The following is a 26,360-nucleotide window of genomic DNA, read 5'->3' as shown; positions in this document are numbered from 1 at the left end:
CTTGGCGACGGCCGTTTCGTCAAAGGCACGTGTCCCGTGCGCCTTCATGTCCTGAAGGGCCAGAGATGGAAGAAGCGCCGCACCCGCCGCCAGATCTCGGCGAGGCCGCGCGGTTCGAAGATCAGGAAGCCGACAATCAGCCCACCGAAGACGATGGTGCGTACCGGCGCCAGCGCCGCGAGTGCGTCCGGATAGATCGGCGTCGCCCAGTTCGCGACGAATTTCAGGAGTTCGGGGACGAGTGTCATGAAGACCGCGCCGAGGATGCCGCCGAGGATCGTCCCCATGCCGCCGACGATGATCGCGGCGAGGTAGAAGATCGAGTTGACCAGCGGAAAGCTCTCCGGCGTCACGACTCGGAAGAAATAGGCCCAGAGCCCGCCGGCGAGGCCGGCATAGAAGGACGAGATCGCAAAGCTGGTCAGCTTGTAGCGGAGCAGCGGGATGCCGAGCACCTCGGCCGAGATGTCGCGGTCGCGGATCGCGATGAAGGCGCGCCCGATGCGGGTGCGCAGCAGGTTGGCGGCGCCAAGCACCATCAGGCAGGTCACCGGCATGATCAGCCAGTAGAGCGAGAAGGGCTGGTCGAGGCTGATCCCGAACAGCCGTGCCGGCGGCATCGACAGGCCCCGCGCCTCGCCGGTCAGCGACCAGTGCGAGAACAGGAAGTGCAGGATGACCGAGGCCGCGATCGTCGCGATGGCGAGATAGAGCCCCTTCACCTTGAGACTGGGAATGCCGACGAGGATGCCGATCATCGCGGCGAGGCCGGCGCCGCTCAGCAGGTTGAGCAGGAAGGGCGTGCCGAGCCGGATCTCCAGCACCGCGACGGTATAGGCGCCGACGCTCATGAACGCGGCCTGGCCGAGGCTGACCAGCCCGGTATAGCCGGTGAGCAGGTTCAGCCCCGTCGCGCTCGCGACATTGATGGCACAGAGGCAGGCGAGGAAGAGCCAGTACGGACTCGCCACGAAGGGGAAGGCGACCGCAGCGAGTGCGAGCAGCACCAGCAGCGTGCGCTGCACGGAGCTATCGAACAGCGCCTCGTCGGCGGCGTAGCTGGTCTTGAGCGTGCCGATCCGCATGGCTCTAAAGCCTCTCGATCTCGTGGGTGCCGAACAGGCCGTAGGGCCGGACCATCAGCAGCACGAGCAGCAAAGCGAAGGTGACGACGAGCTTGAACTCGCCGCCGAGAAAGGCCCCGGCCAGCGCCTCAACCAGCCCGATCAAGAGGCCGCCGACCAGCGCCCCGGCGATCGAATCGAGCCCGCCGATGATCACGACGACCAGCACCGAAAGGCCGAACACACCCATGGTCGGAGAGATCCCGCCGATCGCCCCGACCAGAACGCCCGCGCCCGCGGCGGTGGCACAGGCGAGGATCCAGGCGACGGAGAAGACACGCGGCACGTCGATGCCGACCGAATAGGCGGCGCCCTGGTCGGCCGCCGTCGCTTTCAGCGCGACGCCACCGCGCGAGAACCGGAACAGGGCGAGAAAGAGCCCGATCACCACGGCCGCCGCCACGAAGCCGATCGCGACCTTCGGCGCGAGATAGGCCTCGCCGATGAAAACCGGTGTCGACGGCATGAATTCGGGCAGGCGTAGCGGATCGGCGCCCCAGCCGAGCTGCACGACGCCGGCGAGGATCGAGCCGAGCCCGATCGTCACCATGAACACCGAGATCGGGCTCTCGCCCAGCATCGGCCGGATCATGGTGCGCTCGACCAGCCAGCCGAGCACGCCGCCAGCCGCGACCGCGAGCGGCAAAGCAAGCCAGGGCGAGAGGCCGAGCCCGGCGGCGAAGCCGAGAAAGGCATAACCGCCCAGCATCAGGATCTCGCCGATGGCGAGATTGACCACGCGGGTCGCCTTGTAGATCAGCACGAAGGCGACGCCGGTCAGCGAATAGAGCGCGCCGGCACCGAGCCCGGCCAGGGTGACTTCGAAGAGGAAGAGCGCGTCCATCACACCGCCTCCGCCTTGATCCGGCGCGAGAGCTCGCCGACATCGCCGGCACCGAGATAGGCCGCGATCACCGCCTCGTTGCCCTGGACCTCCCGCGGCGTGCCGCTGGCGATGACCTGGCCAAAATTCAGCACGACGACATGGTCGGAGATGTCCATAACCATGCCCATGTCGTGCTCGACCATCAGGATGGTGACGCCCCATTCCTCCTTCACATCGAGGATGAAGCGGGCCATGTCCTCGGTCTCTTCGCGGTTCATACCGGCGACCGGTTCGTCGAGCATCAGGATGCGCGGGCGCATGGCCAGCGCCCGGGCGAGCTCGACGCGCTTCTGCAGGCCATAGGACAGGGTCGCGACCGAGGCGTTGCGGATGTGCTGGATCTCGAGGAAGTCAATGATCCGCTCCTCGATCTCGGCCCGCAGCTCCAGCTCCTCCTTCTGCGCCCTGCCCCAGTAAAACAGAGCGTCGAGTACGCCGGTGCGCAGATGCGCGTGGCGGCCGAGCTTGATGTTGTCGAGCACGGTCATGCCGCGGAACAGGGCGATGTTCTGGAAGGTACGGGCGAGGCCCCGCGCCGCCCGTTCCGGCGCACGCACACCGGTCAGGCTCTCGCTGGCAAAGCTGATCTTCCCGGCCTGCGGCCGGTAGAAGCCGGAGATCGTGTTGAACAGCGAGGTCTTGCCGGCGCCATTGGGCCCGATCACCGCGGTGATCGAGCCTTCCGGCACCTCGAAGGAGACGTCGGTCAAAGCGCGCACGCCGCCAAAGGCGAGCGAGACACCCGCGACCTCCAGGATCGGCCGGGCCGGCACACCGGCGGGCATCGCTGCCGCCATCTCAGCGCCCCTCGAACCGGGCCGGCCGCTTCGCCAGGAAGGCGCTGGCGCCCTCCTTGAAGTCGGCGGTGCGCACACCGGCGAGAAACGCTTCGCGCTCGCGATCGAGCTGCGCGGGGAGCGCGTTGTCGAGCGAATGGCCGATCAGGTCCTTGATCCGGCCATAGGCTCCGGTCGGACCGGCGGCGAGCCGCTTCGCCAGCACCAGCGCCTCGTCCTGCAGCGCCGCTGCGGGCACGACGCGATTGACCAGACCGAGCGCGAGCGCCTCGGGCGCCCTGACCGGCTCGGCCAGCATGGCGAGTTCGAGCGCCTTGCGCGGCCCGACCAACCGCGGCAACCGGTAGGTCGCCGAGCCGTCCGGGCTCGCCCCGATGCGGGCATAGGCCAGGGTGAACACCGCATCGTCGGCGGCGAGCGCGAGATCGCAGGCCAGGGCGAGGCTGAAGCCGGCGCCAGCGGCGGCGCCCTGCACCGCCGCGACCGTGGGCACGGAGAGGGAATCGAGCTGCTTCAACGCGGCGTGGAGCGGATCGATGATCGCCTCGACCGCACCGAGCGGGTCACCATCGACGAAACGGGAGACATCGCCGCCGGCGCAGAAGGCCCGGCCCTCGCCGCGCAACAACACGCAGCGCACGGCGGGATTGCCGGCGATATCAGCCACGGCCTCGCCAAAGGCGCGCGCGGTCGCCGCGTCGATCGCGTTGAGCACTTGCGGGCGATTGAGGGTGATGACCGCAACGGCCCCCTCGACCGCCAGGAGCACAGGAGCCCCGGCTTCGTTCATCTGATCCTCCCGTCGAGCCCGCGATCATTGATCGTCGCGGTATCTCCAGCGTTCGTACTCGCTGTTCATGACCTTACTCACGAGTAAGCAACAGCGATACGCGATGCGCTATGCGCATTTCCGCACGACGAAGATTGTCGAATGGGAACGAGCCGAAGGTCAACTTCATGGTCCTACGTCAGACGGCAAAAAGGCCGGCGCGATGGTCCGCGCCGACCGGTACCGAAAACAGATCGCGAATGCCGCGGTGGCGGCGCGTCAGAAGCGCCAGATCAGGGGCACGATGAAGACCGCGACCACGAAGAACCAGATCAACAGCGGCAAACCGAGCTTCCAGTAATCGCTGAAGGCGTAGCCGCCCGGCCCCATCACCATCAGATTGGTCGGCGTCGCGATCGGCGTCAGGAAGGCGCCGGCGGCCGCCACCGCCGTGCTCATCAGCACCGGACGCGGCGAGATGCCCATGCTGGCCGCCGCTGCGACGCCGATCGGGATGACTATCAGCGCGGTCGCGGTATTGCTGATCAGCTGGCCCATGACCGCGGTCAGCACGAACAGCCCGGCGAGCAGCGCCATCGGCCCGGCATCGCCGACCATGTAGACCAGCCGCTCAGCCAGCATCTTGGCGGCGCCGGTCTCGACCATCGCGGTCGAGAGCGGCATCATCGCGCCGACCAGGATCACCGTCGTCCACGAGATCGCGCGGTAGGACTGCTCGACATTCATGATGCCGCAGAGGATGACGGCGCCCGCCGCGAGCAGCCCGGCCACCGCCGGCGGCACGATGCCGGTCGCCAGCATCAGCACCATCGCGAACAGGATGACGATCGCCTGCTTCGCCCCCGGCCCCATCGGCACCGCCTGGCGCCGGACGAGTTCGGGCGAGCTGACGACCAGCACGTCGGGATCATCGAGATGCGTGTCGAGCGCCTTCCAGGTGCCCTGCAGCAGCATGGTGTCGCCGGTCTGCAGCACGATGCCGCCGCCATCGCTGGTCGCGCTCGCGGCGGCGACCTCATTGCCGGCGCGCTGGACGGCGAGGATGATCAGGTCGCCGCTTTCGGTGACCATGCCCGGGAACACGCTCTGGCCGATCAGGCCGGAGCGCGGCGGGATCACCACCTCGGCGAGACCGGAGCGGCGGTTAAACAGCGTCTCCTCGCCCTCGCCGGCCGCGGCGCCCTCGTCGCGGAAGGCGAGATGCATCTTGACCGACAGGTTCGCGGCCGCCTCGGCCTCGCCACGCAGGAGGATGTAGTCGCCCTCGGCGATCGTCCCGCGGCGCAGCGGGCCGCCGCTCTCGCCCTCCTGGATCGCGACGAATTGCAGGCCCGGATAGCCGCTGACATCGACCGCGGTCGCAGGCTGGCCGATATAAGGACAGGTCGGACGCACGCGCAGCTGGAAGACGCCGCTGGCGAGCCCATACTGCTCGACCAGCGTTCGCGCATGCCGGCTGAAATCGGCTGGCATGGTCGCGCCGTTGCGCTGGGGCAGCAGCTTCTCGCCGAACAGGATCATGATCGCCATCGAGCCGAGCAGCAGCGGAATGCCCGCGAGCGCGAACTCGAAGAAGCCGAAACCGCCGACGCCGGCATCCGCCGCCGCCTCGGAGACGAGCACGTTGACGGGCGTGCCGGTCAGCGCCAGCAGCGAGCCGGCATGGGCCGCGAAGACCAGCGGCATCAAGAGCTGCGACGAGTTCCGCCGCAGCCGCACCGCGATCACCACGACGACAGGCATCAGCGCCGCGACGGCGCCGTTGACGCTGATCAGGGCGGTCAGCAAGGCGACGAGCGTCATGGTCAGCAGGAGCAGGCGCGTGCGGCTCTCCTCGCCCGCGCCCTTGATCAGCAGTTGCCCCGCCCAGGCCGTGACGCCGGTGACCTCGAGCGCCGAGCTGATGATGAACAGCGAGGCGATGAAGATCACGGCGGGATCGCCGAGCCCGCCGAGCGATTGCGGCAGAGTGAGCACGCCGGTCGCCCAAAGCGAGAGCGCCGTGCCCATCGCCACCAGCACAACGGGCACCTTGTTCGTGACGAACAGGACGACCGCGACTGCGATGATGAGGGCGGTATAGGCTATCGGGCTCACGCTCAGCTCCTTGTTGCGTCTGCTCGGGCCGTCACCGCCCGCTCGATTTTGTCTTTAGTCTTCGAGCGTCGCCATCAGGATGCCGAGCCGGCAGCCCTTCTCATATTCGTCGAGCTTCACGAACTCTTTGATCGTATGGATCTCGGCCTGGCCGGCGCCGATGGTGATGGTCGGGATGCCGGCCCTGTCGAGCCAGTTCGCATCGAGCCCGCCATTCGAGAACAGATAGGTCGGCTTGATGCCGAGCAGCTCGAGCGCCTTGGTCGCACGCTTTACGACCTTGGCGTCGTCGGCGAGCTTGAAGGGCGGATAGGCGGCGGCCCGGCGGAAGGTCACCTCCGCGGTCTCGCCCTCATGGTCCGTGACCTCGGCCTTGGCCTTGGCGAAGGCCGCCTCGTAGCCATCGACGATCTTGGTGGCGAAGCTCAGCTCGGGGCTGCGCGCCTCGCCCTTCAGGAAGGCGTAGTCGGTGACGACATTGGTGGCGTCGCCGGCCGGCTTGCCGTTCTTGCCGCCGAAGATGCCGATATTGCTGGTGCCGAACTCGTCGCCCTTGACGACCTTGCCGAACCAGCCGGTGCGCTTCGCCTCGGCGAGGCCGAGCGCGCCGACCAGGGTCGCCGAGATGCCTCTATCCGGCGCGACGCCGGCATGGGAGGCCTTGCCCTTGATCTCGACTTCCCAGTTCTCCTGGCCGACCGCGCCGATGATCAGCTCGGAGGCGAGCTGACCGTCGACATTGATGCACATCACCGGCCTGCCGAGTTCGGCCGGGTTGAGCTCGCGGGCACCGTGCAGGCCGCTCTCCTCGCGAACCGTGAAGAGCAGCGTGATCGGCGGATGCGGCAGCTTGTGCTTGAGCAGCGTCTCGGCCAGCACCACGAGCAGCGCGACACCGGTGCGGGCATCGCCGCCGAGCGCGGTCGTGCCGTCGGAGACGATCCGGTCGCCCTCGCGCTTCGGCTTGGCGCCGGCGCAAAGCGGCACCGTGTCGAGATGGGTCGAGAACATCAGCCGCGGGCCGGGCTTGGTGCCGGGCAGGTCGACGATCAGGTTGCCGGTCTGGGTCGGCACCGGGATGCGCGCATTGGCATCGTCGAAGCGGATCGCGGAAGCGGGCACGCCGGCCTTCTTCAGGGCTTCGCTGACCGCGGCAGCGATCGCAGCCTCCTCGCCGGTGACGCCCTCGACCGAGAGGAAGTTCATCAGGTGGTCGATCGCGCCTTCGACATCGAGGGGGATATTGGCAGTGCTCATGACATCCATCCGAGGGTTGGGTCTGGATTGATTTTAAATGTGGATCCGGCGGTCGATCAGAGGCCCCAAGGCAGGCCCAGCATCTTCCAGACCGCGAAGAGCGCGGTCCACAGCACGAACATCCACACGACATAGGGCAGCATCAGCGAGACGATGGTGCCGACGCCGGCATTGCGGTCGTATTTCTGGGCGAAGCCGACGACGAGGGCGAAATAGGCGTTGAGCGGGGTGATCGCGTTCATCGGGGAATCGCCGACGCGATAGGCTGCCAGCACCGCCTCGGGCTCGACGCCGAGCTTCATCAGCAGCGGCACGAAGACCGGGGCGAAGATCGCCCATTTTGCGATGGCGCCGGTGAGCAGGAGGTCGATGATCGCGACCACCACGATGAAGCCGAGCAGCAGCGGCAGCGCGCCGATATTGGCCGCCTGCAGGACGCCCGACAGGCTGAGCGCCATCACCGTGCCGATATTGGTATAGGTGAAATAGGCGACGAACTGGCTGAGCACGAAGAACAGGAAGATCGTGCCGCCCATGCTCTTGATCGACTTCTCGATCGCCGCGATCACCTCGGTCAGAGTCCGCAGCGTCCCGGCGCCGATGCCGTAGCACCAGCCGCTGACCAGGAACATCAGCATGATCAGGGCGATCAGCCCGTTCATGAAGGGCGAGTTGCCGATCAGCTCACCGGTGGTCGGATTGCGCAACGGCGCCCAGGACGGGACGGTGAGCACGAGGAAGACAGCGATCAGCCCGAGCATGCCGAACCCGGCATAGCGCAGCCCGCGCGTCTCCGATTCCGACAGCACGGCGCCCTGCTCGGTGGTGGTGCCCTCTGCCGCCTTGGACGGGTCGTAGGCGCCCAGGCGCGGCGCGATCATCTTGTCGGTGATGAAGGCGACGACGACGGTAAGGAAGATCACCGAGGCGATCGAGAACCAGAGATTGGAGGCGAGGCCGATCGAGCGATTGGGATCGACGAGGCGCGCAGCGTCATTGGTGAACTCGACCAGCACCGCGTCCAGCGGCTTGATCAGCATGTTGACGGTGAAGGCGCCGGCGACCGCCGCGAAGCCGAGTGCCAGGCCCGCCAGCGGATTCCGCCCGACCGCGAGATAGGCGATGCCGGCGAGCGGAATCAGCACGAGATAGCCCGCATCGGCGGCGATCGAGGCGAGGATGCCGACGAAGGCGAGGATATAGGTCAGCGCCCAGGCCGGCGAGACGATCACGAGCTTGCGGATCAGCGCGGTGACGAGCCCCGATTCCTCGGCGACGCCGGCGCCGATCATCGCGACGATCATCAGCCCCACCGCGGTGAAGCTCATGAAGTTGGGGATCAGCGAGGAATACATGAAGCGGATGCCTTCGACGTTCAGAAGGCTCCGGATCGCCGTGGAGGCCGTCTCGACCTTGTGCGTGTCGGGATTGATCCGCTCGAAGGTGACGGCTGCGCCGAACAGGCTCAGCACGGCGGAAAGGACGATGACGATACCGATCAGGATCAGGAAGATGATGACCGGATGGGGAACCATGTTCCCGACTTTCTCGACGGTATCGAGAAATCGCTGCATCGTCGTCTTCGGCGCCGTGCTCTCGACAGTCATAGTGCCTTCTCCCCCGAGCCTGGCATTGGCGCACCCTGGAAGGACTGCGTCGGTACAAATGTGATGACCGGGCACAGAGCCGGTGCGTATTCTCGGAAACTTAGATCGCCTTGCGGAATGGGCATCGGCACAGAATCCCAAAAAGTGGGCCGCCTGTCCCAAAGTTACCTCCGAAGCCTATCAAAGCCCGGCGACCGCGAGCTTGCTGCTACCGGGTGGCTTCTTTATCCTGTCATGACCTTGAGTGAGCCTCCGATTCACAGCCGCAGCGCGGATGGCCAAAGTGACACCGATTGCGCGGAAATCGAAGCGAATCTCTCTTGTGCTGTCCATCTCACGCTCCGGCGGCCCGGCGTTCACATTCTGGAGTCCGGTGGTGACTGCGAATCGAAACCGCGGTCCTTGGCGACATGCCGTCATGGCGCTGGCCTGCGCGCTCGGCCTCGGCGCCTGCGCCTCCGCACCGACCGGCATGCTGCAGATTGTGCCCGCTGTTCCGGGCACCGACCGGGTCGACATGCTCACCGCGACGACGCGCGCGCCTTCGGCCGAGCCGGGCGTCCTGTTCAGCGGCGATCGCGGAGACGCCGTCTCCTTCTCCAACATCGTCGTCTCGATCCCGCGCGACCGCGAGGTCGGCACCATCCAATTGCCGCGTTCTGTCCCCGGCAATCCGGAGACGGATTTCACCGTCAGCTCGGTGACGCCGATCGCCAAGCCGCAGCTGGCGTCCTGGTTCAACAAGGCGAATGGCCGGAAGCGTCGCGTCTTCGTCTTCGTGCACGGCTTCAACACGCCGTTCGACCGGGCGGTCTTCCGCTTTGCGCAACTCGCACACGATGCCGATGCGAATGCGCTGCCGGCCCTGTTCTCCTGGCCATCGCGCGGCCATTTGCTCGACTATGCCCGCGATTTCGACAACGCCTCCTATTCGCGCTCGGACCTCGCCTATCTCTTGAAGGCCGCGGCGAACAGCCCGTCCGTCAGCGACATCGTCATCCTCGCCCATTCCATGGGCAGCTGGCCGGCCGTCGAGGCTGTCCGCCAGCTCGCGCTCGAGCAGGGCGGCGTGCCGCGCAAGATCAGCAATCTGATCCTCGCCTCGCCCGACCTCGATGTCGGCGTGTTCCGGCGCCAGGTCGAGGATATGGGCAAGCGCCGGCCGCAGATCACCCTGTTCGTCGCCCAGCATGATCGGGCGCTGCAGCTCTCGCGCTTCATCTCCAGGGGGGCGACGCGCCTCGGCGGCATCGACCTGACCCGCGACGAGTACCAGCAGCAGTTTGCCGGACTGTCGGGCATCACCGTGCTAGATCTCAGCGCCATCAACGCCGGCGACCGCATCAACCACGATCTCTATGCCGCCAGCCCCGATGCCGTCCGTCTGATCGGAGACCGGCTGCTGCAGGGCCAGGTCATCACGGACACGGACATATCCCCGCCGCTGGCGGCTGCGGATGCGCTCGGTTCGGCGGCCAGCCTCTTCGTCACCGCCCCGATCCGCATCTTCGATGCCGCATCCCTGCGCTAGAGGAAACGTCCGGCCCGGAAAGCGCAAAGCCGGATCAGACCTTCAGATCGAAATTCAGAATTGATCCAAAACAAAAGAAATCTAATCAGACCGAATACAGGTTGACGAAATCATCCAAGATGAACTGGAATCGGGCGCACGTTGACTGCAATCCTGGAAGTCCCAACTGGCACCATTAAAAAGGAAGGCGGCGTGACAACTTCCACTCACAGCACTCCGCATGCGCCGACCGGGCCCGTCTTCGTCCAGAGTTTCTCGACGAGGGATCTGCCTGCGCGCGATCAGTTCGAAGCGTGGCGCTCGCTGCTTTCTGACACGATCGACCTCCTGCCGACACCCGCAACCTCGGAATCCTTCGCCGTCGAATTCTCCTCCTGGACCTTCGGCAACATCATCCTCACGCGAACCTTGTATTCCAACACGCCGGCCCGACACTGGCGGCACCGCCCCCGCTCCTTCCTGGACCATTGGTGCGTGGTGTCCGCACGTTCCTATCCGAGACGGGGCGGCGACTATCTCGCGGCCGCGCGGCCGAACATCAGCTTTCGGTCGCTCGCCCTGCCATTCGAAGGCCAGGCCGAGGATACCGAGGTCCTGACCCTGTTCCTGCCGAGGGATTTCTGCCGCAACGAGCGCGACGATTTCGAACAGGCGCATGCGCTCGACATCAATCCCCAGCTTGGCGCCTTGCTCGCAGGCTATATGGACAACCTGGCCCGGCAACTGCCCCATATCCCGCCGGCCCATGCTCAGGATCTCGCTGCGGCGACGCGCGCCCTCGTCGCCGCCTGCGTCGTCCCGCGCGCCGCCCGCGCGGAAGCGGCGGAAGCCTCTCTGGCCTCCCTGCTGATCGACCGGGCCCGCCTGGTGGTCCGGCAGAACATGGCCTCCCCCGAATTCGGCCCCGAGCAACTGGCCCGTCTGATGGCGATGTCACGCTCCAAGCTCTACCGCCTGTTCGAGAGCACTGGCGGCGTCGCCCATTTCATCAACCGCGAAAGATTGCGCGAGGCCTACCGCCGCCTGAGCTCGCATCGCGTTTCCCCGTCGATCCACATCATCGGCAACGAGGTCGGCTTCGTCGACCACTCCACCTTCAGCCGGGCCTTCCGGCGCGAATTCGGTCACAGCCCGAGCGAAGCGCGCGAGCGCAGCCTGGCGCAGCTCTCAGCAGCCCCTTTCGACCTCCGCACGCCCGAAGCCGGCCCGGCCGACGCCGGGCATGAGGCATGAAGGCGCCGACCGGGCGGCTTTCCTTTCTCTACGCCGCCCTGTTCTTCGAGCTCGGCGTCAACCTGCCGTTTTTTCCGCTCTGGCTGCGCGCACAGTCGCTCAGCGACGAAGCCATCGGGATCATACTGGCCGCGCCGCTCCTGGCCCGCATCATCGCGAACCCGGTCGTCGGCGCGCTGGCCGACCGCAGCGGAGGCGCGAGGGCGGCGCTCGTCATCTGCTCGGCCGCGGTCACCATCGGCACGGGGCTGCTCGCCTTCGCCGGCGGCTTCCTGCCGATCCTCCTGCTGGTCGTCGCCATCGCGCTCGCCCAGGGGCCGCTGATCGCCCTCACCGACGCCGTCACCTTGCGAAGCCTGAACGAACTGCGGACCCCGGAATTGCGCTATGGCCGTATCCGCCTCTGGGGCTCGGCGGGTTTCGCGATCGCGAACCTCTCCGCCGGCTGGATGCTGGACTGGCTCCCTGCCAGCTCGATCATCGGAATGCTGCTTCTGTCGGCCCTTGCGACCACGCTTGCGGCGTGGGCCGTGGCGGTCATTCGCGTCCCGGAACGCCCCGCCGCCGCCACGCGACCGGCCGGGAAGCTCGCTTCGCCGCATCTGCTCGTCCTCACCATCGCCGGCGCCGCGCTCGTCCAGGCCAGCCATGCCGCGGTCTACGGCTTCAGCACCTTGCACTGGCAGAGCCTCGGCATGTCCGGCGGAACCATGGGCGCGCTCTGGGCCGCGGGCATCGTCTCGGAAATGGCCTTCTTCAGCCTGCTCGGCTATGTCGTGAGGGGCTCTGCCGGCGCCGCCGCTCTGCTCGCCGCCAGCGCGGTGATCGCGACCCTGCGCTGGGTCGGGATGGCGCAGGATCCGCAGATCGGCTTCCTGGTCCTGCTCCAGTTCACCCACGGGCTGACCTTCGGAGCGACGCATCTGAGCAGCGTCTTCCTGCTCGCACGGATCGCGCCTGCCGGGCTGCTGGCCCAGGGGCAGGCCTGGCTGGCGGCGAGCTGGGCCGGGATCATGGCTGTCCTGACCACGCTGGCGGGCCATCTCTATGGTGAATGGGGCGAACATGTTTACTGCCTGATGGCCACCGTCTCGGCGGCCGGCTTCCTGCTGCTGATCCCGGTCGCGCTCGGCTTCAGGGGCAGGTCCTCGCTCGCACAGGCCCTCGCGAGCGAAGCCGAGCAGCCCCTCCAAAGATTGGGATGACCAGCGCAGAGTTGGGATTCTGAGCTCATCCGCCTCCGCCGGTCTGTTGGTAGCGTTCCTGCCGTCACCCGAAGCGTACGGTGCGGCGGATTTTGCTCGGCGCAAGGTTCCGCGCCGTCGCCTTGCGGTTGCCAGAGGATTGAGATCATGCCTTTGAACGGCTTGCAGGACATCCAGTCTGCTTGCGCGCTGACGCCGATGCGATTCTTGCGCAGCGTGCGGCCGTTTCGGCACACGGGTGGTTAGCATGGGCAAGCCCGACAGGTTCCGCACGGCCCGCTCGCTGCAAGGCGCGGCGCTCGCTGCGATCGCGCTCGCCGTCGCGGGCTGCCGGAGCGAGGAGGCCGCCCCGGCACCGCCGGTCCGGACCGTGCGCACAATCACGGTCGAGACGCCGCGCGAGACCCGTGACATCAGTTTCACCGGGCATATCGAGGCGCAGGACCAGGCCGCCCTGTCCTTCCGGATCGGCGGGCGACTGGCCGAGCGGAGCGTCGGCGTCGGCGCGACCGTGCGCGAGGGCGAGATCGTCGCCCGGCTCGATCCGGAGAACGAGCTCAACGAGCTGCGCTCGGCCCGCGCCGCCCTCACCGCGGCCCAGGGCCTGCTGCGCAAGGCCGAGAACCAGTTCGAACGCCAGAGCCATCTGCTCGAGCGCAACGTCACCACGCGCGCCGATTTCGAGGCGGCGGAGCAGGGCCGCACCGCCGCCCGGGCCCAGGTCGACGCGGCCCAGGCAAGCGTCCGCTCGGCGCAGGACATCGTCGGCTTCACCAACCTGAAGGCCGATGCGCCGGGCGTGGTCACCCGCATCGGCGCGGAGCCCGGCGAGGTCGTCGCTCCCGCCCGCATGATCGTCCAGCTCGCCCGGCGCGAGGGACGCGATGCCGTCTTCGAGGTGCCGGCGGATGTCGTGCGCGCTCTGCCGCCCGATGCGCGCGTCCATATCGCGCTCGCCGGCGATCCGGCCGTGACCGCCACCGGCCGCGTCCGCGAGGTCGCGCCCCAGGCCGATCCGGTGACGCGGACCTTCAGGGTCAGGGTCGGCCTTGCCGAACCGCCGCAATCCTTCCGGCTGGGCACGGCGGTTTCGGGCGCGATCCGCAGCGCCGAGACCTCGGCCATCGCCATTCCGGCCACGGCGCTGGCGCGGCAAGGGCAGGATTCGGGCGTCTGGGTGGTCGACCCCACCAAGTTCACCGTGTCGCTGCGCAAGCTCGAAGTGATCAGCGCCGACCCCGCCACGGCACTGGTCGGCAAGGGCCTCGCACTCGGGGACATCGTCGTCACCGCCGGGGTGAGCCAGTTGAAGGAAGGCCAGCAGGTGCGGCTGGCCGGGACGGAATCGCGATGAGCTTCAACCTCTCGGAATGGGCGCTCAAGAACCGCTCGGTCGTGATCTACCTCATGATCGTCTCGGTGCTGGCCGGCATCTTCGCCTTCATCCGCCTCGGCCGTAACGAGGACCCGTCCTTCGTCATCAAGTCCATGGTCGTCTCCGCAGCCTGGCCCGGCGCGACGATGGAAGACATGCTGAGCCAAGTGACCGAGCGCCTGGAACGGCAGATCGAGGAGACCCCCGGGCTCGACAACGTCCGCAGCTACACAACGCCGGGCGTCACCACGATCTTCGTCAATCTGAAGCAGTCCGTGCCCGGTCACGAGGTGCAGGACACCTGGTACCGTGTGCGCAATCTCGTCGCCGACATGCGCCATACCCTGCCGGCCGGCACGCTCGGACCGGTCTTCAACGACCGTTTCGGCGACACTTTCGGCATCATCTACGGCTTCACGGCCGACGGCTTCACCGGCCGTGAATTGCGCGACCATGTCGAGGCGGCGCGCTCGCGTCTGCTCTTGGTGCCGGACGTCTCCAAGATCGAGATCATCGGCGCGCAGGACGAGCGCATCTTCGTCGAATTCTCGGTGCGCGAGCTCGCCAATCTCGGCGTCGACCGCGGCGCGCTCCTGGCCGCGCTGCAGGCCCAGAACATCGTGCGTCCCTCGGGCATGATCCAGACGCCGGAGGAGCGAATTTCGCTGCGCGTCTCGGGTGCCTTCCAGTCAGAGGCCGACCTGCTCCAGGTCAATTTCCCGGTCGGCGACCGCATGGTCCGCCTCGCCGACATAGCGACCGTGCGCCGCGGCCATGCCGACCCGCCGCAGCCGATGTTCCGCGTCAACGGCCAGGAGGCGATCGGCCTGGGCATCGCCATGCGCGAGGGCGGCGACATCCTGGCGCTGGGCGCCAACATCAAGACGGCGATGGCGAAGATCACCGCCGACCTACCGCACGGCATCGAGCCGCATCTGGTCGCAGATCAGGCCGTCACGGTCGACGAGGCCATCCACGACTTCATGACGTCGCTCTGGCAGTCGATCGCGATCATCCTCGTCGTGAGCTTCATCAGCCTCGGCGTCAGGCCGGGCCTCGTCGTCGCGCTTTCGATTCCGCTGACCCTCGCCGTCGTCTTCGCCTGCATGCTGATCATCGGCATCGACATGCAGCGCATCTCGCTGGGCGCGCTGATCATCGCGCTGGCACTCCTCGTCGACGACGCCATGACGACGACCGACGCGATGGTGACACGGCTCGCAGCCGGCGAGGACAAAGCGAAGGCGGCGACCTTCGCCTTCGAGCGCTACGCCACCGCCATGGCGGCGGGCACGCTCGTCACGATCGCCGGCTTCGTGCCGATCGGCTTCGCCGCGAGCTCGGCCGGCGAGTACACCTTCTCGCTCTTCGCGGTGGTGACGATCGCACTCATCGTCTCATTCTTCATCGCGGTCGTCTTCGCCCCGGTCCTCGGCCTCGCCATGCTGAAGGCACCAAAGGCCGCGGCCCCGGGGCCCGGCCGTGTCGAACGCGGCTTCCGCAGCCTGCTCGCAGGAGCGATCCGCCTGCGCTGGCTCACCATCGCCGTCACCATCGGGCTCTTCGCCGCCTCGATCCTGGCGCTGGCTCTGGTGCCGCGCCAGTTTTTCCCCGCTTCGGACCGGCCCGAGCTTCTGGTCGATCTCACCGCGCCGCAGAACGCCTCGATCTATGCCAGCGAGACCATCGCGCACCGGCTCGACGCCGCGCTCAAGGGCGATCCCGATGTGGAGCGCTGGAGCACCTATGTCGGGCGTGGCGCGATCCGCTTCTACCTGCCGCTCAACGCCCAGCTGCCGAATGAATTCTTCAGCCAGGCCGTCGTCGTCGCCAAGGACATCGCCGCACGCGAACGCCTGCATAAGAAGCTGGAGGCGCTGCTCGCCAAGGATTTCCCGAACGTCGTCTCGCGCGTCTATCCGCTCGAGCTCGGCCCCCCCGTCGGCTGGCCGGTGCAGTACCGTGTCAGCGGCCCGGACCTCGCCGAAGTTCGCAATATCGCGATGAAGGTCGGGCAGGTCATCGCCGCCAATCCGAAGACCGAGATGGTCAACTTCAACTGGATCGAGCCGATGCGCGAGCTGCGCCTGCGGGTCGACCAGGACGAGGCCCGTCGGCTCGGCCTGAGCTCGCAGGCCCTGGCGAGCATCGTCAACGCGGTCGTCTCCGGCACGGTGGTGACCCAGATCCGCGACGGCATCTATCTCGTCGACGTGGTCGTGCGGGCCCAGGACGCCGACCGCCTCTCGCTCGACACGCTGCGGACCATGCAGGTCGCGCTGCCGAGCGGGCGGCAGGTGCCGCTCTCGCAGTTCGCGACCTTTAGCTACGGGCTCGATTCGCCGCTGATCTGGCGGCGCGATCGCATCCCGACCCTGACGGTCGCCGCCGACGTCAAGCCGGGCGTCCTGCCCGAAACCGTCGTCAGCGGGCTCGCCTCCGGCATCGAGGAGCTGCGCAAGACCCTGCCCGCCGGCTACGGCATCGCGCTCGGCGGCACGGTCGAGGAAAGCGCGATCTCGCAGGCTTCGGTCATCGCGGTCGTGCCGGTGATGCTGCTGATCATGTTCACGGTGCTGATGCTGCAGCTCCGCAGCTTCCGCCTGTTGGCGATCGTGCTCAGCATCGCGCCTCTCGGCATGATCGGCGTGGTCAGCGCCCTGCTGCTCTCGCGCATGCCGCTCGGCTTCGTCGCCCTGCTCGGCATCCTCGCGCTGATCGGCATCATCACCAAGAACGCGGTTATCCTGATTGGCCAGATCGAGAGCGAGCGCGAGAGTGGCAAGAGCATCACAGATGCGGCGCTCGATGCAGCCTCGACCCGCTTCCGGCCGATCATGCTGACCGCCGTCTCGACGGTTCTGGGCATGATCCCGATCGCGCCGACGGTGTTCTGGGGACCGATGGCCTTCGCCATCATGGGCGGGCTGCTGGTCGCGACCGTGCTGACCCTGATCCTGCTGCCGGTCCTCTATGTCACCGTCTTCGCCCGTGGCTCCGCCGCGCCCAAGGCGGCCGAGCCCGGTGCCAAGGCTGTCGCGGGAGCTGCTGCGCCATGACCCATCCTTCGGCATTTCGCCTTCGTCCCGCGGCCGCAGCGCTACTGCTGCTCGCACTGGCCGCCTGCCAGAACGAGCCGGCCGCGCCGGCGGAAGGGCGCTTCGTCCGCGTCGTCACCGTCGAGGCCGGCAAGCTCGCCAACGAAATCCAGCTCAGCGGCGAGATCCAGGCCGAGAAGAATGTCGGCCTCGCCTTCCGCATCGGCGGCCGCGTCACCGAACGGCCGGTCAATGTCGGCGATCGCGTCGCCGCCGGGCAGCTCGTCGCCCGCCTCGACCCGACGCTGGAGCGCAACGCCTTGACCGCGGCCAAGGCGGCGCTGGATGCGGCCAGGGGCGAGGTCAGCACCGCGCGCAGCACTTTCGAGCGCCAGGAACGGCTGATGGCCCAGGGCTTCACCACCCGGCCGCGCTTCGACCAGGCGCTCAAGGCGCAGGAGGCGGCCCAGGCCCAGCTCGAGAATGCCGAGGCCCAGCTCGAACTGGCGCAGGACCGGCTCGGCTTCACCGAGCTGCGGGCCTCAGTCGCCGGCACGGTGACCGTCCGCAATGTCGAGCCCGGCGAGGTCGTTCAGCCCGGCCAGGTCATCGCCCAGCTCGCCCGCGATGACGGCCGCGACGCCGTCTTCAACATTCCCGCCAGCCTGCTCGAGAAGAAGTCGGGCGAGACCATGGTCCGCGTCGCTCTTGCCGATGCTCCCGGTGTCACCGCGCTCGGCCGCGTCCGCGAGATTGCGCCGCAGGCCGACCCCGTCACGCGCACCTTCGCCATCCGGGTCGGGCTGAGTGACCCGCCGGAGGCGATGCGGCTCGGATCGACCGTCGTCGGCACAGTCGAGACCGCGTCTGCCGCGATCATCGCCGTTCCGGCGAGCGCCCTGACCCAGCAAGGCTCCTCGCCGGCGGTCTGGGTCGTCGATCCCGCAAAATCGACCGTCTCCCTGCGCAACATCGACGTGATGCGCTTCGACCCGAACCAGGTCATCGTCTCGCAGGGCCTCACCCCCGGCGAAATCGTGGTCAGCGGCGGGATCCAGGCGCTGCTGCCGGGACAGCGCATCCGCCAGTTGCCGACGGCTCCTGACCGTACCGCCGCGCTTGGAAGCCCGGAGGGCCGCCCGACCTTACCCCCCTCATAAGCGGAGCGTCCTTCGCTCCGCGGCTCGTGGAGAGCTGTATTCCGCCCGCCATCCGGCAGAATCCTCCTCAACCAAGCGATGCGACGATGCCTTCCTGGAGACATTCTCTGGAAATCATGCCGGTGGTCGGCGATGCCGAAAGACTCCGGACCGAGTTGCTCGTCATCGGCCTGTTCAGCACCGGGCCGGTGAGCGGCTCCGCCGCTCGCCTCGATGCCAGCACCGCAGGCCGACTCTCCCAGATCATGGCGCATGGCGAGCTCGCCGAGATGCCCGGCGCCACCGTCCTGCTGCATCATCTGCCAGGCTCGCCCGCACCCCGGACGCTGCTGGTCAGCCTCGGCCAGCGCGAGGCCTTTTCCGACAGCGCCTATTGGCGGGCTCTGGCCGCGACGGCGAAAGCCATCGCCGAGGGCGCCGTTTCGGAAGCAGTCGTGACGCTGGCCGAGAATGAAGTGCCCGGACGCTCGCTGAGCTGGCGCGTCCGGCAGGCCGGCCAGCACCTCGCCTCTGGCAGCTACAACTTCTTCCCTCCGGCCTCGGCTCAGGCTCGAAAGGCGCGGAGCCGGCCGATGCGCAGCATCATGCTGCTCCTCCCGCAGACCCTGACCCTGGAACTCGTCCTGGCCCTGCGGCAAGGCATCGCCGTCGCCGAAGGAGTCGCCCTGGCAAAGGAGCTCGGCAACCTGCCGAGCGATGTCTGCACCCCGGACTTCCTGGCCAGGACCGCCCGCGACATGGGCGAAGAATTCGGCTTCGCGGTCGAAGTTCTGGAGCGCCAGGCCCTCGAAGCCCTCGGAATGGAAGCCTTCCTCCAGGCCGGCACGGGCGCCGCCAATCCCTGCAAGCTCATCGTGATGCAGCCCCAGGGCCGCAAGGCCTCACGCAAGCCGATCGTGCTCGTCGGCAAGGGCATGAGTGCTGGTCCCGCCCACCTCTCCCCGCCGCCGGGCGCCGAGGGCGCGGATGCGCGGTTCAACATGAGCGGTGCCGGCAGCGTGCTCGGCGCGCTGCGCACGGTCGCCCGGCTTGGTCTGCCGCTCGACGTCGTCGGCCTGATCGCTGCAGCCGAGAACATGCCCGGCGGCCATGGCGGCAGACCCGGCGACGTGGTGACTTCGATGTCCGGCCAGACCATCGAGATGGGGTCCGATGACACCGAAGGCCGGCTGCTGCTCTGTGACGTGCTGACCTATGCCGAGCGCTTCAAGCCGGCCTGCGTGATCGACGTCGCCACCCTGACCGAGGCCTGCGTCGCGGCGCTGGGTTCGCATGCGAGCGGCCTGTTCGCCAATGACGAGACCCTGGCCGCCGAACTGCTGCACTGCGGAGGCATGTCCGGCGATCGCGCTTGGCAGCTTCCGCTCTGGGACGATTATTTCGGCCAGCCCGGCGGCAGTCTGCCCGACGCCGGCAGTCTCGGCGGACGCGCGGCGGGCGCGATCACCGCGGCCTGTTTCCTCTCCCGCTTCGCCAGGGCCTATCCCTGGGCGCATCTCGACATTGCCGGCACCGCCTCGACCGCGGGCGCCGCCAAGGCTTCCACCGGTCGCCCCGTCCCGCTGCTGGCGGAATTTCTCATTGGCCGCGCCGGAGTGGCGACGCAAGGCCGAGCCCCCCGTGCAAACATGGAGCTGCACTGATGAGCGATCTCGTCTTCATCGCCTTCCCCTCCGAGCAGAAGGCCGAGGAGGTCCGCCAGAAGGTCCTCTCCCTCCAGCGCGAATATCTGATCGAGCTCGGCGACGCCGTCGTCGTCACCAAGGACGAGAAAGGCCAGGTCAAGCTCAACCAGATGCTCAACCTCACCACCGCGGGCGCCGCTTCGGGCGCGCTCTGGGGCACGCTGATCGGCTTCATCTTCCTGGCGCCCCTGCTCGGCACCGCGATCGGCGCCGCCTCGGGCGCGCTCGGCGGCAAGCTCAGCGATGTCGGCATCAACGACCAGTTCATGAAGGATGCCGCCGGCGCGCTGCAGCCGAACTCGGCCGGGCTCTTCCTCCTGATCCGCAAGATGACCACCGACAAGGTCCTCGCCGATCTCAAGGGCGTCGGCGGCACGCTGATGCGCACCTCCTTCGACGAGACCAAGGAAGCGGCGCTGCGCGAGGCGCTGTCCGCGCATGCCGCGACCGAGACGGCCGCGCCCGCCACCCCATGACGCTGGAATGGGGCGCCGGAGCGGGAGGCGAACTGGCCCAATGGGCCAATCCGACCGCGCGCCTCGACGACTTCCGGCCACTCCTCCCGGCGGAGGAGGAAGTCGTCGCCAAGCTGCTTTCCGGCAATTTCGACCGGCTGGGCGACGGCTCGCGCCCGCCCGAGCCCGCTCCGGCGCGGGTCGTCCGCGCCGGTTTCCTGCGCTTCCTCATGCTGGGCGGCGAGGAGGGCTGCCGGCCGCATGAGAAGGGCGTCCGGATCAGCGGCGCCTGGATCAGCGGCATTCTCGATCTCGAGGCCTGCCGCGTCTTCCGCGACATCGGCCTGAACGACTGTCATTTCGAGGAAACGCCGGTCCTGAGGGCGGCGATCATCAACCGGCTGTTCCTCGACGGCTCGCAGCTGCCCGGCCTGCAGGCCGAGCGTCTGGAAGCGCGCGGCGGCATCTATCTGCGTGGCGCCGAGATCGGCGGCGAGGTCAATCTCGTCCAGGCGCGCCTCGGCGGCAATCTCGAATGCGATGGCGCGACCCTGCGCGTCTCCGACGGCTATGCCCTGCTCGCGCCGAGCCTCGAAGTCCGCAATGTCCTTGCCCGCGGCACGACGATGCGCGGCGGGATCAATCTCTCCGGCGCGGTCCTGACGGCCGATCTCGACTGCGCCGGCGCCGCGATCACCCGTGATGAAGGGACGGCGATCGAGGCCAGCGAGGCCGAAATTCGCGGCAGCGTCGTGCTCCGCAGCGCTCGGCTCGAAGGCGAAGCACGCCTCAGCGCCGCACAGATCGGCGGCGATGTCGACGCATCCGGTGCGGTCCTCGGCGTGCCCGGCGGCATTGCGCTCGAATTGGCACGCAGCGTGATCAAGGGCGCCTTCTTCCTGCGCCGGGGCGCCAAGGTGAACGGCACGCTGGCCCTGACCGGCGCCACCATCGGCACCATCCATGACGAAGCCGCTTGCTGGCCGGCGCCCGGCGACCTGCTGCTGAATCGCTGCCGCTACGGCGCCTTCATCGATGGACCGGTCGATGCCGCAAGCCGGCTCGACTGGCTGGCGCGCCAGGAGCCCGAGCGCTGGGGCGAGGATTTCTGGCCGCAACCCTATGAGCAACTGGCCTCGGTCTTCCGCGAAATGGGCCATGGCGAGGACGCTCGCGCCGTGCTCATCGTCAAGGAGCGCCTGCAGCGCCAGGCCAGGCGCAAGCGCGCCAAAAAGCCGGTCCTGCGCGCACTCCTGACCGCGACCGACGGCATTCTCGGCATGACCCTGGCCTATGGCCGCCAGCCGCTGCTCGCCTTCGTCTGGCTCCTGCTGTTCTGGGTCCTCGGCGTCGGCATCTTCGCCTATGCCGAACGACAGGGCGCCGTGATGCCGAACAGCGCCGTGGTGCTGCGCGCCCCCGAATGGACGCTCTGCGGCATCGAGACCAGCGAGCAGCGCACGCTCCTCGCCAGCAACCAGTCGCAGGGGCTGGCCGCCCCCGGCCAGACCCAGCTCGCCTGTTTCCGCGAACGCTGGGAGGCCTCGAGCTATCCGGCCTTCAGCCCGTGGATGTATTCGCTCGACACGCTGCTGCCCGTGCTCGACATGGGCCAGCGGACCTTCTGGCGGCCGAACCCCGCCAAGCCGGGCGGGCGCGTCGCGATCACCTATTTCTACTTCCAGTCGCTGGTCGGCTGGGCGTTGAGCCTGCTCGCCGTCGCCGGGTTCTCCGGCCTGGTGAAGTCGGCATGACGTCCCCGGCACGCCTCGCAATCAGGATGGCTACGACGTGACCAGCACCCCTTCACCGCTACGCGCCGGCAAGAACGGCAAGCCCGCGGAGCGCCCCTCGCTGCGCATCGACCTCGCTCTCCAGGGTGGCGGAGCACATGGCGCCTTCACCTGGGGCGTGCTCTGCCGCATTCTCGAGGAGGAATGGCTCGAGATCGAGGCGATCTCGGGCACCTCGGCCGGCGCCATGAATGCGGCGGTGCTGGCTTCCGGCTTCGCCAGAGGAGGCCGGCCCGGCGCGCGCGAGGCGCTCGACCTGTTCTGGCGCAAGGTCTCGGAGGCGGCGCGCTTCAGCCCCTTCCAGCGCAGCCCGCTCGACATCCTGCTCGGCCGCTGGACGCTCGACAATTCGCCGCTCTTCGTCGCCATGGACATGATGTCGAGGGTGGTTTCACCCTACAGCCTCAATCCGGCCGGGACCAATCCGCTGACCGACATCCTCGCCGAGGTCATCGATTTCGACGGCCTCGCGAAAAGCCCGATCAAGCTCTTCATCACCGCCACCAATGTGCGCACCGGCCGCGGGCGCGTCTTCCGCAATGCCGAGATCACGCCCGACGTATTGCTCGCCTCGGCCTGCCTGCCGACCCTGTTCCAGGCCGTCGAGATCGATGGCGAGAGCTATTGGGACGGCGGCTATTCCGGCAATCCGACCATGACTCCGCTGATCAGGGAGAGCGACGCGCTCGACACCATCCTGGTCCAGATCAACCCGGTCGAGCGTCCCGGCACGCCGCGCACCGCCCGCGACATCCTGAACCGGCTCAACGAGGTCTCGTTCAACGCCGTGCTGCTGAAAGAGCTGCGGATGATGGCGCTGCTGCGCCAGAGCGCCCAGGCCGCGACCGGCGAGAGCGCGCGCTGGGCCCGGATGCGCCTGCACCGCATCACCAGCTCCGCCATGGCGGAGCTCGGCTACTCCTCCAAGCTGAACGCCGAATGGGAGTTCCTGACCATGCTCCACAATGAAGGCCGGCATTCCGCCGAAGCCTTCTATCGCGAGCATCGCGATGCTATCGGCAAGAGTTCGACGCTCGATCTCGACGAGCTGACCGACGGCGTCTGAGACAACACGCCTCGCCAACAGAACCGCCCTCCCGCCTCAACGCCCAGCCTGACCAGGACAAGAGATGACGACCGGCAAGATCTTTCACGGTTCGCAGATCCTGATCGCCACGATACTGGCGGTCGCCGCGCTCTCGATCGCGAGCTCGGTCTTCGCCCCGGTCGCCTTCGCGCTCTTCATCATCGCGCTGGTCTGGCCGCTGCAGAAGCGCCTGCAATCCGTGCTGCCGCGGATGCTGGCGCTGGTGATCAGCATCGCCGTCATGGTCGTCGTCTTCTTCGCCTTCGGCTGGCTGATCGCCTGGGCCTTCGGCCGCGTCGGCCGCTGGATCGTCAACGACGCCGCGCGTTTCCAGATGTTCTACGACCAGGGCGTGGTCTGGCTCGAAGGCCACGGCATCGCGGTCGCCGGCGTCTGGTCGGAGAACTTCAACGTCTCCTGGATGCTGCGCACCGCCCAGACGATCACCGGGCGCCTCAACACCACGATGAGCTTCTGGATCGTCGTGATGGTCTATGTGATCCTCGGCCTGCTCGAGGTCGACGATTTCGGACGCAAGCTGCGCGGCATGCGCAACCGCGAAACCAGCCAGGTCCTGCTCGGCGGCGCCATGGCGACCGCCCGCAAGATCCGCCGCTACATGCTGGTTCGGACCTGGATGAGCCTGATCACCGGCGTCCTGGTCTGGGCCTTCGCCAAGCTCATCGGTCTGCAGCTCGCCGAGGAATGGGGCTTCATCGCCTTCCTGCTGAACTACATCCCCTTCCTCGGCCCGCTCGTCGCCACGGTCTTCCCGACCCTGTTCGCGATGACGCAGTTCGGCTCCTGGCAGGCGATGATCGGCGTCTTCGCCTGCCTCAACCTGATCCAGTTCACCGTCGGCAGCTATATCGAGCCGCGCGTCGCCGGCAGCGCGCTCTCGATCTCGCCGGCGATGGTGCTGTTCTCGGTGTTCTTCTGGAGCTATCTCTGGGGCGTCTTCGGCGCCTTCATCGGCGTGCCGATCACCATCGCCTTCCTGACCTTCTGCGCCCAGCATCCCTCGAGCCTCTGGCTCGCCGAGCTGTTCGGATCGCCGGAGAAGGACGCGGTGCCGGAAGAAGCTGCCGCCGCCCTCAGGAACTGAGAGCGGCCGGCGGCCGGGGCGCGATCTCGATCCGCTCCGGCGCGAGCAAGGCAAGCCCGCCATCGGCGGCGGCCGCCAGAGTGTGGATGTAGAAGCCCGTCGGCATGTCGTCCGTCGCCTCCATCACCGGGGACGGGGCCGAGACGATCTTCAGCGGCCCGCAGCGCCCGATCCAGTCGACATGGCGATGCCCGTGCATCGCCACCAGCCGATGCGCCATCGGCTTGAGCTGGCGCACGAAGCGGCTGCCATTGATCAGTGCGGTGCCGATCCGCTCTGAGAAGGCCTTGGCGGGCTGCGGGTATTCGACCGGGTGATGGTGCAGGCCGATGATCCAGCGCGCCTTCGGGAAGCGCCGCAGCACGGCGAGCATCGCCTGCAGATCCTCCTCCGCCACCAGGCCGAGCGCATTGGTGAAGGAGAAATGCGTCTCGGCATTGGAGTTGAGCAGGATTACGCCGAGCCCGTCCGCCTCGGCGGGCGGCAGCACCATCGGGAAGACATCGGCCCAGACCGTGGAAAGCCCGGCCGACAGCCGCAGCGTGCCGGCATCGGCGAAGACGCCGATCGCCTCGCGATGCGGCTCCAGCGCCGCCGCCAGGGTGCCCGCCAGCCCCGCCCGCTCGCGATCGAGCACCTGGACGCGCTCGCCCTGGATCGCCGCCATGGCCGAGAGCGTCCGCATCTGGCGCAGACGCTTGCCCGGGCTCGTCGGCAGTTCGAGCCGGGCCGGATTGGCCCGATCGACGATGTTGAGATCATGGTTGCCGGGGAGGATCAGGCAGCGCTCCGCCAGCGCCGGATGGCGCGCCATCAGATCGAGGAATTCCGCCCATTCGGCCGAGCGCCCGGCATCGGTCATGTCGCCGGTGATCAGCAGGAGGTCGAGCGGCTCCGCGGCATGGATCTCGTCCAGCCTGTCGAGCACCTGGCCCAGGCGCTCATTGCCGCGCGGCCCCGCGCGGCCGCTCTCGATCCGGAAGCCGTAGCGCTCGCCGACGATATGGATGTCGGACAGGTGCACCACCCGCCAGCGCCGCGCCTGCTCGGGAGCCTCGTCGAAGCCGCCGAGATCGCGCGGCTGGTCCATCAGCCCGTCGGCCAGGCCCCAGGCGAGCGAGGCGAGCGCGAGATAGGCCGCCATGACCGCGACCGTATTGGCGAGCGCCGGCACGAGCAGACGCAGGGGATGGACGAGATCGGCGAACTCGCCGGACCAGCGCGTCGCCGGCCAGACCAGGCCCACCACGGTGGCAGCGCCGGCGCTGGCGAGCAGGCCAGCGCCGATAGCGGTCGCGGCGCGCAGGGCGGCCCGCTTGTCCTCGCTCGCGCCGACCGTCAGGAAACGTTCGGCGAGATGGCGCAGCCCTTCGCGGCACAATGCGTAGACCGGCTGCACGGCGAGCGAGTTCAGTGACCAGAAGCTGCGTTCGACCAGACGCAAGAGCGGCCTGAAGCCATACCAGCCGGCCACCGCGATCAGCGCCAGCAGCAGCAGCGAGCCGATGCCGGCGAGCGCGAAGAGCCGATCGGCGACCGAGGCAAACCACGCGGTCGCGACCAGCGGCGCCAGCCCCAGCAGCACCCCGGGCACCAGTGCCAGGATGACCCAGGCCAGCGCCAGCTTCGGCAGATTGATCTCGCCGAGCAGGCTGCCCGCGATCGCCAGCAGCGAACGCTTCTTGGTGCTGCTGAAATCATCCTCGGCGTCGCCGGCGCGCGGCTCGATCAGCGGTGCCATGCTCATACGCTCCGCCCACGATCGGTTGTTGCCGATGTGCCTCGCTGTCTGGTCCGCATCGTCCGCTCCCCCGGCCTACCCGTCGTTCCGATCGGCCCTTGCCAAGGGATAGCCGCCCGCGCACGGCCTTGCACCTCCCGGCAGCCAGTCCGGGCGGCAGAAGGCGAGAATGGGACGCCGGGCACAGGATTGAGACAGGGGGCTGATGCCGATGGCATGACCGAACGGTACCTTGACCGCGGATCATCAGGCCGATTCCGGCCCGTGAACCACGGATTGGCGCAGCGTCGACATGCCTTCGGTCGGACGCCGTCGCCCCCGACATGGCAACGCGCCGGCATGACGGCTCGCGAGAAACGGCATCGATGCCCGAGAACTCCACCCCGAGGCATGT

19 protein-coding genes are annotated in these 26,360 nt (G+C 67.9%); 11 read left to right on the top strand and 8 right to left on the bottom strand.

Annotated elements, in window-relative coordinates; translation table 11 throughout:
- Positions 1-44: 44 nt before the first annotated feature.
- From J0J10_RS21660 to J0J10_RS21630, 7 genes are all read right to left on the bottom strand, one after another.
- Positions 45-1,085 (bottom strand): branched-chain amino acid ABC transporter permease, encoded by a 1,041-nt coding sequence (locus tag J0J10_RS21660; protein ID WP_291649074.1) that lies wholly within the window; start codon positions 1,083-1,085, stop codon positions 45-47.
- A 4-nt stretch (positions 1,086-1,089) separates the two neighbouring features.
- Entirely contained in the window at positions 1,090-1,968 is an 879-nt protein-coding gene (locus J0J10_RS21655; RefSeq protein WP_291649072.1) for a branched-chain amino acid ABC transporter permease, read from the bottom strand.
- Positions 1,968-2,807 carry an ABC transporter ATP-binding protein gene (locus J0J10_RS21650; RefSeq protein WP_291649070.1) on the bottom strand — a complete coding sequence of 280 codons (840 nt, stop codon included), beginning with the start codon at positions 2,805-2,807 and terminating at the stop codon, positions 1,968-1,970. The genes J0J10_RS21655 and J0J10_RS21650 overlap by 1 nt, the downstream gene beginning before the upstream one ends.
- Position 2,808: 1 nt before the next feature.
- Positions 2,809-3,597, bottom strand: a complete 789-nt coding sequence (locus J0J10_RS21645) for an enoyl-CoA hydratase-related protein (protein ID WP_291649068.1) — start codon at positions 3,595-3,597, stop codon at positions 2,809-2,811.
- 258 nt (positions 3,598-3,855) lie between these two features.
- Complete coding sequence (locus tag J0J10_RS21640; protein WP_291649066.1) at positions 3,856-5,694, bottom strand: SLC13 family permease; 1,839 nt, start codon at positions 5,692-5,694, stop codon at positions 3,856-3,858.
- Positions 5,695-5,748: 54 nt separating this feature from the next.
- Entirely contained in the window at positions 5,749-6,960 is a 1,212-nt protein-coding gene (locus tag J0J10_RS21635) for a M20/M25/M40 family metallo-hydrolase (RefSeq protein WP_291649064.1), read from the bottom strand.
- 47 nt (positions 6,961-7,007) lie between these two features.
- A complete protein-coding gene (locus J0J10_RS21630) occupies positions 7,008-8,558 on the bottom strand; it encodes an AbgT family transporter (protein ID WP_291649063.1) in 1,551 nt (516 codons plus the stop codon).
- Positions 8,559-8,976: 418 nt separating this feature from the next.
- Between J0J10_RS21630 and J0J10_RS21625 the strand changes: the two genes are divergently transcribed.
- The 11 genes from J0J10_RS21625 (at position 8,977) to J0J10_RS21575 (ending at position 24,225) form a co-directional block, all read left to right on the top strand.
- On the top strand, positions 8,977-10,089 hold the full coding sequence (locus tag J0J10_RS21625; protein ID WP_291649061.1) for an alpha/beta hydrolase: 1,113 nt from the start codon (positions 8,977-8,979) through the stop codon (positions 10,087-10,089).
- 192 nt (positions 10,090-10,281) lie between these two features.
- Positions 10,282-11,322 carry a helix-turn-helix transcriptional regulator gene (locus J0J10_RS21620; protein WP_291649059.1) on the top strand — a complete coding sequence of 347 codons (1,041 nt, stop codon included), beginning with the start codon at positions 10,282-10,284 and terminating at the stop codon, positions 11,320-11,322.
- On the top strand, positions 11,319-12,527 hold the full coding sequence (locus J0J10_RS21615) for an MFS transporter (RefSeq protein WP_291649058.1): 1,209 nt from the start codon (positions 11,319-11,321) through the stop codon (positions 12,525-12,527). The genes J0J10_RS21620 and J0J10_RS21615 overlap by 4 nt, the downstream gene beginning before the upstream one ends.
- Positions 12,528-12,774: 247 nt before the next feature.
- Positions 12,775-13,881, top strand: a complete 1,107-nt coding sequence (locus tag J0J10_RS21610; protein WP_291649057.1) for an efflux RND transporter periplasmic adaptor subunit — start codon at positions 12,775-12,777, stop codon at positions 13,879-13,881.
- Positions 13,878-16,961 (top strand): efflux RND transporter permease subunit, encoded by a 3,084-nt coding sequence (locus tag J0J10_RS21605; RefSeq protein ID WP_291649056.1) that lies wholly within the window; start codon positions 13,878-13,880, stop codon positions 16,959-16,961. Before J0J10_RS21610 ends, J0J10_RS21605 begins: the two co-directional genes overlap by 4 nt.
- Positions 16,958-18,100 (top strand): efflux RND transporter periplasmic adaptor subunit, encoded by a 1,143-nt coding sequence (locus J0J10_RS21600; RefSeq protein WP_291649055.1) that lies wholly within the window; start codon positions 16,958-16,960, stop codon positions 18,098-18,100. The genes J0J10_RS21605 and J0J10_RS21600 overlap by 4 nt, the downstream gene beginning before the upstream one ends.
- Positions 18,101-18,186: 86 nt before the next feature.
- Positions 18,187-19,743 (top strand): leucyl aminopeptidase, encoded by a 1,557-nt coding sequence (locus J0J10_RS21595; protein ID WP_291649053.1) that lies wholly within the window; start codon positions 18,187-18,189, stop codon positions 19,741-19,743.
- The gene (locus J0J10_RS21590) at positions 19,743-20,261 is read left to right on the top strand and encodes a DUF1269 domain-containing protein (RefSeq protein ID WP_291638055.1); all 519 of its coding nucleotides are present in this window, start codon (positions 19,743-19,745) and stop codon (positions 20,259-20,261) included. The genes J0J10_RS21595 and J0J10_RS21590 overlap by 1 nt, the downstream gene beginning before the upstream one ends.
- Positions 20,258-21,994, top strand: coding sequence for a hypothetical protein (locus tag J0J10_RS21585; protein ID WP_291649051.1), 1,737 nt, complete (start codon positions 20,258-20,260; stop codon positions 21,992-21,994). Before J0J10_RS21590 ends, J0J10_RS21585 begins: the two co-directional genes overlap by 4 nt.
- Positions 21,995-22,031: 37 nt before the next feature.
- Positions 22,032-23,099 (top strand): patatin-like phospholipase family protein, encoded by a 1,068-nt coding sequence (locus J0J10_RS21580; protein WP_291649049.1) that lies wholly within the window; start codon positions 22,032-22,034, stop codon positions 23,097-23,099.
- 64 nt (positions 23,100-23,163) lie between these two features.
- The gene (locus J0J10_RS21575) at positions 23,164-24,225 is read left to right on the top strand and encodes an AI-2E family transporter (protein WP_291638052.1); all 1,062 of its coding nucleotides are present in this window, start codon (positions 23,164-23,166) and stop codon (positions 24,223-24,225) included.
- Here the strand turns inward: J0J10_RS21575 and J0J10_RS21570 are convergent.
- Positions 24,215-25,966 carry a metallophosphoesterase family protein gene (locus tag J0J10_RS21570; protein ID WP_291649048.1) on the bottom strand — a complete coding sequence of 584 codons (1,752 nt, stop codon included), beginning with the start codon at positions 25,964-25,966 and terminating at the stop codon, positions 24,215-24,217. The genes J0J10_RS21575 and J0J10_RS21570 overlap by 11 nt on opposite strands.
- Between the last annotated feature and the right edge of the window lie 394 nt (positions 25,967-26,360).

The organism is Allobosea sp. (genome assembly GCF_017308075.1).
Lineage (GTDB): Bacteria > Pseudomonadota > Alphaproteobacteria > Rhizobiales > Beijerinckiaceae > Allobosea.
The sequence above is the reverse complement of the archived record's forward strand: the minus strand, read 5'-3'. Positions and strand labels throughout refer to the sequence as shown.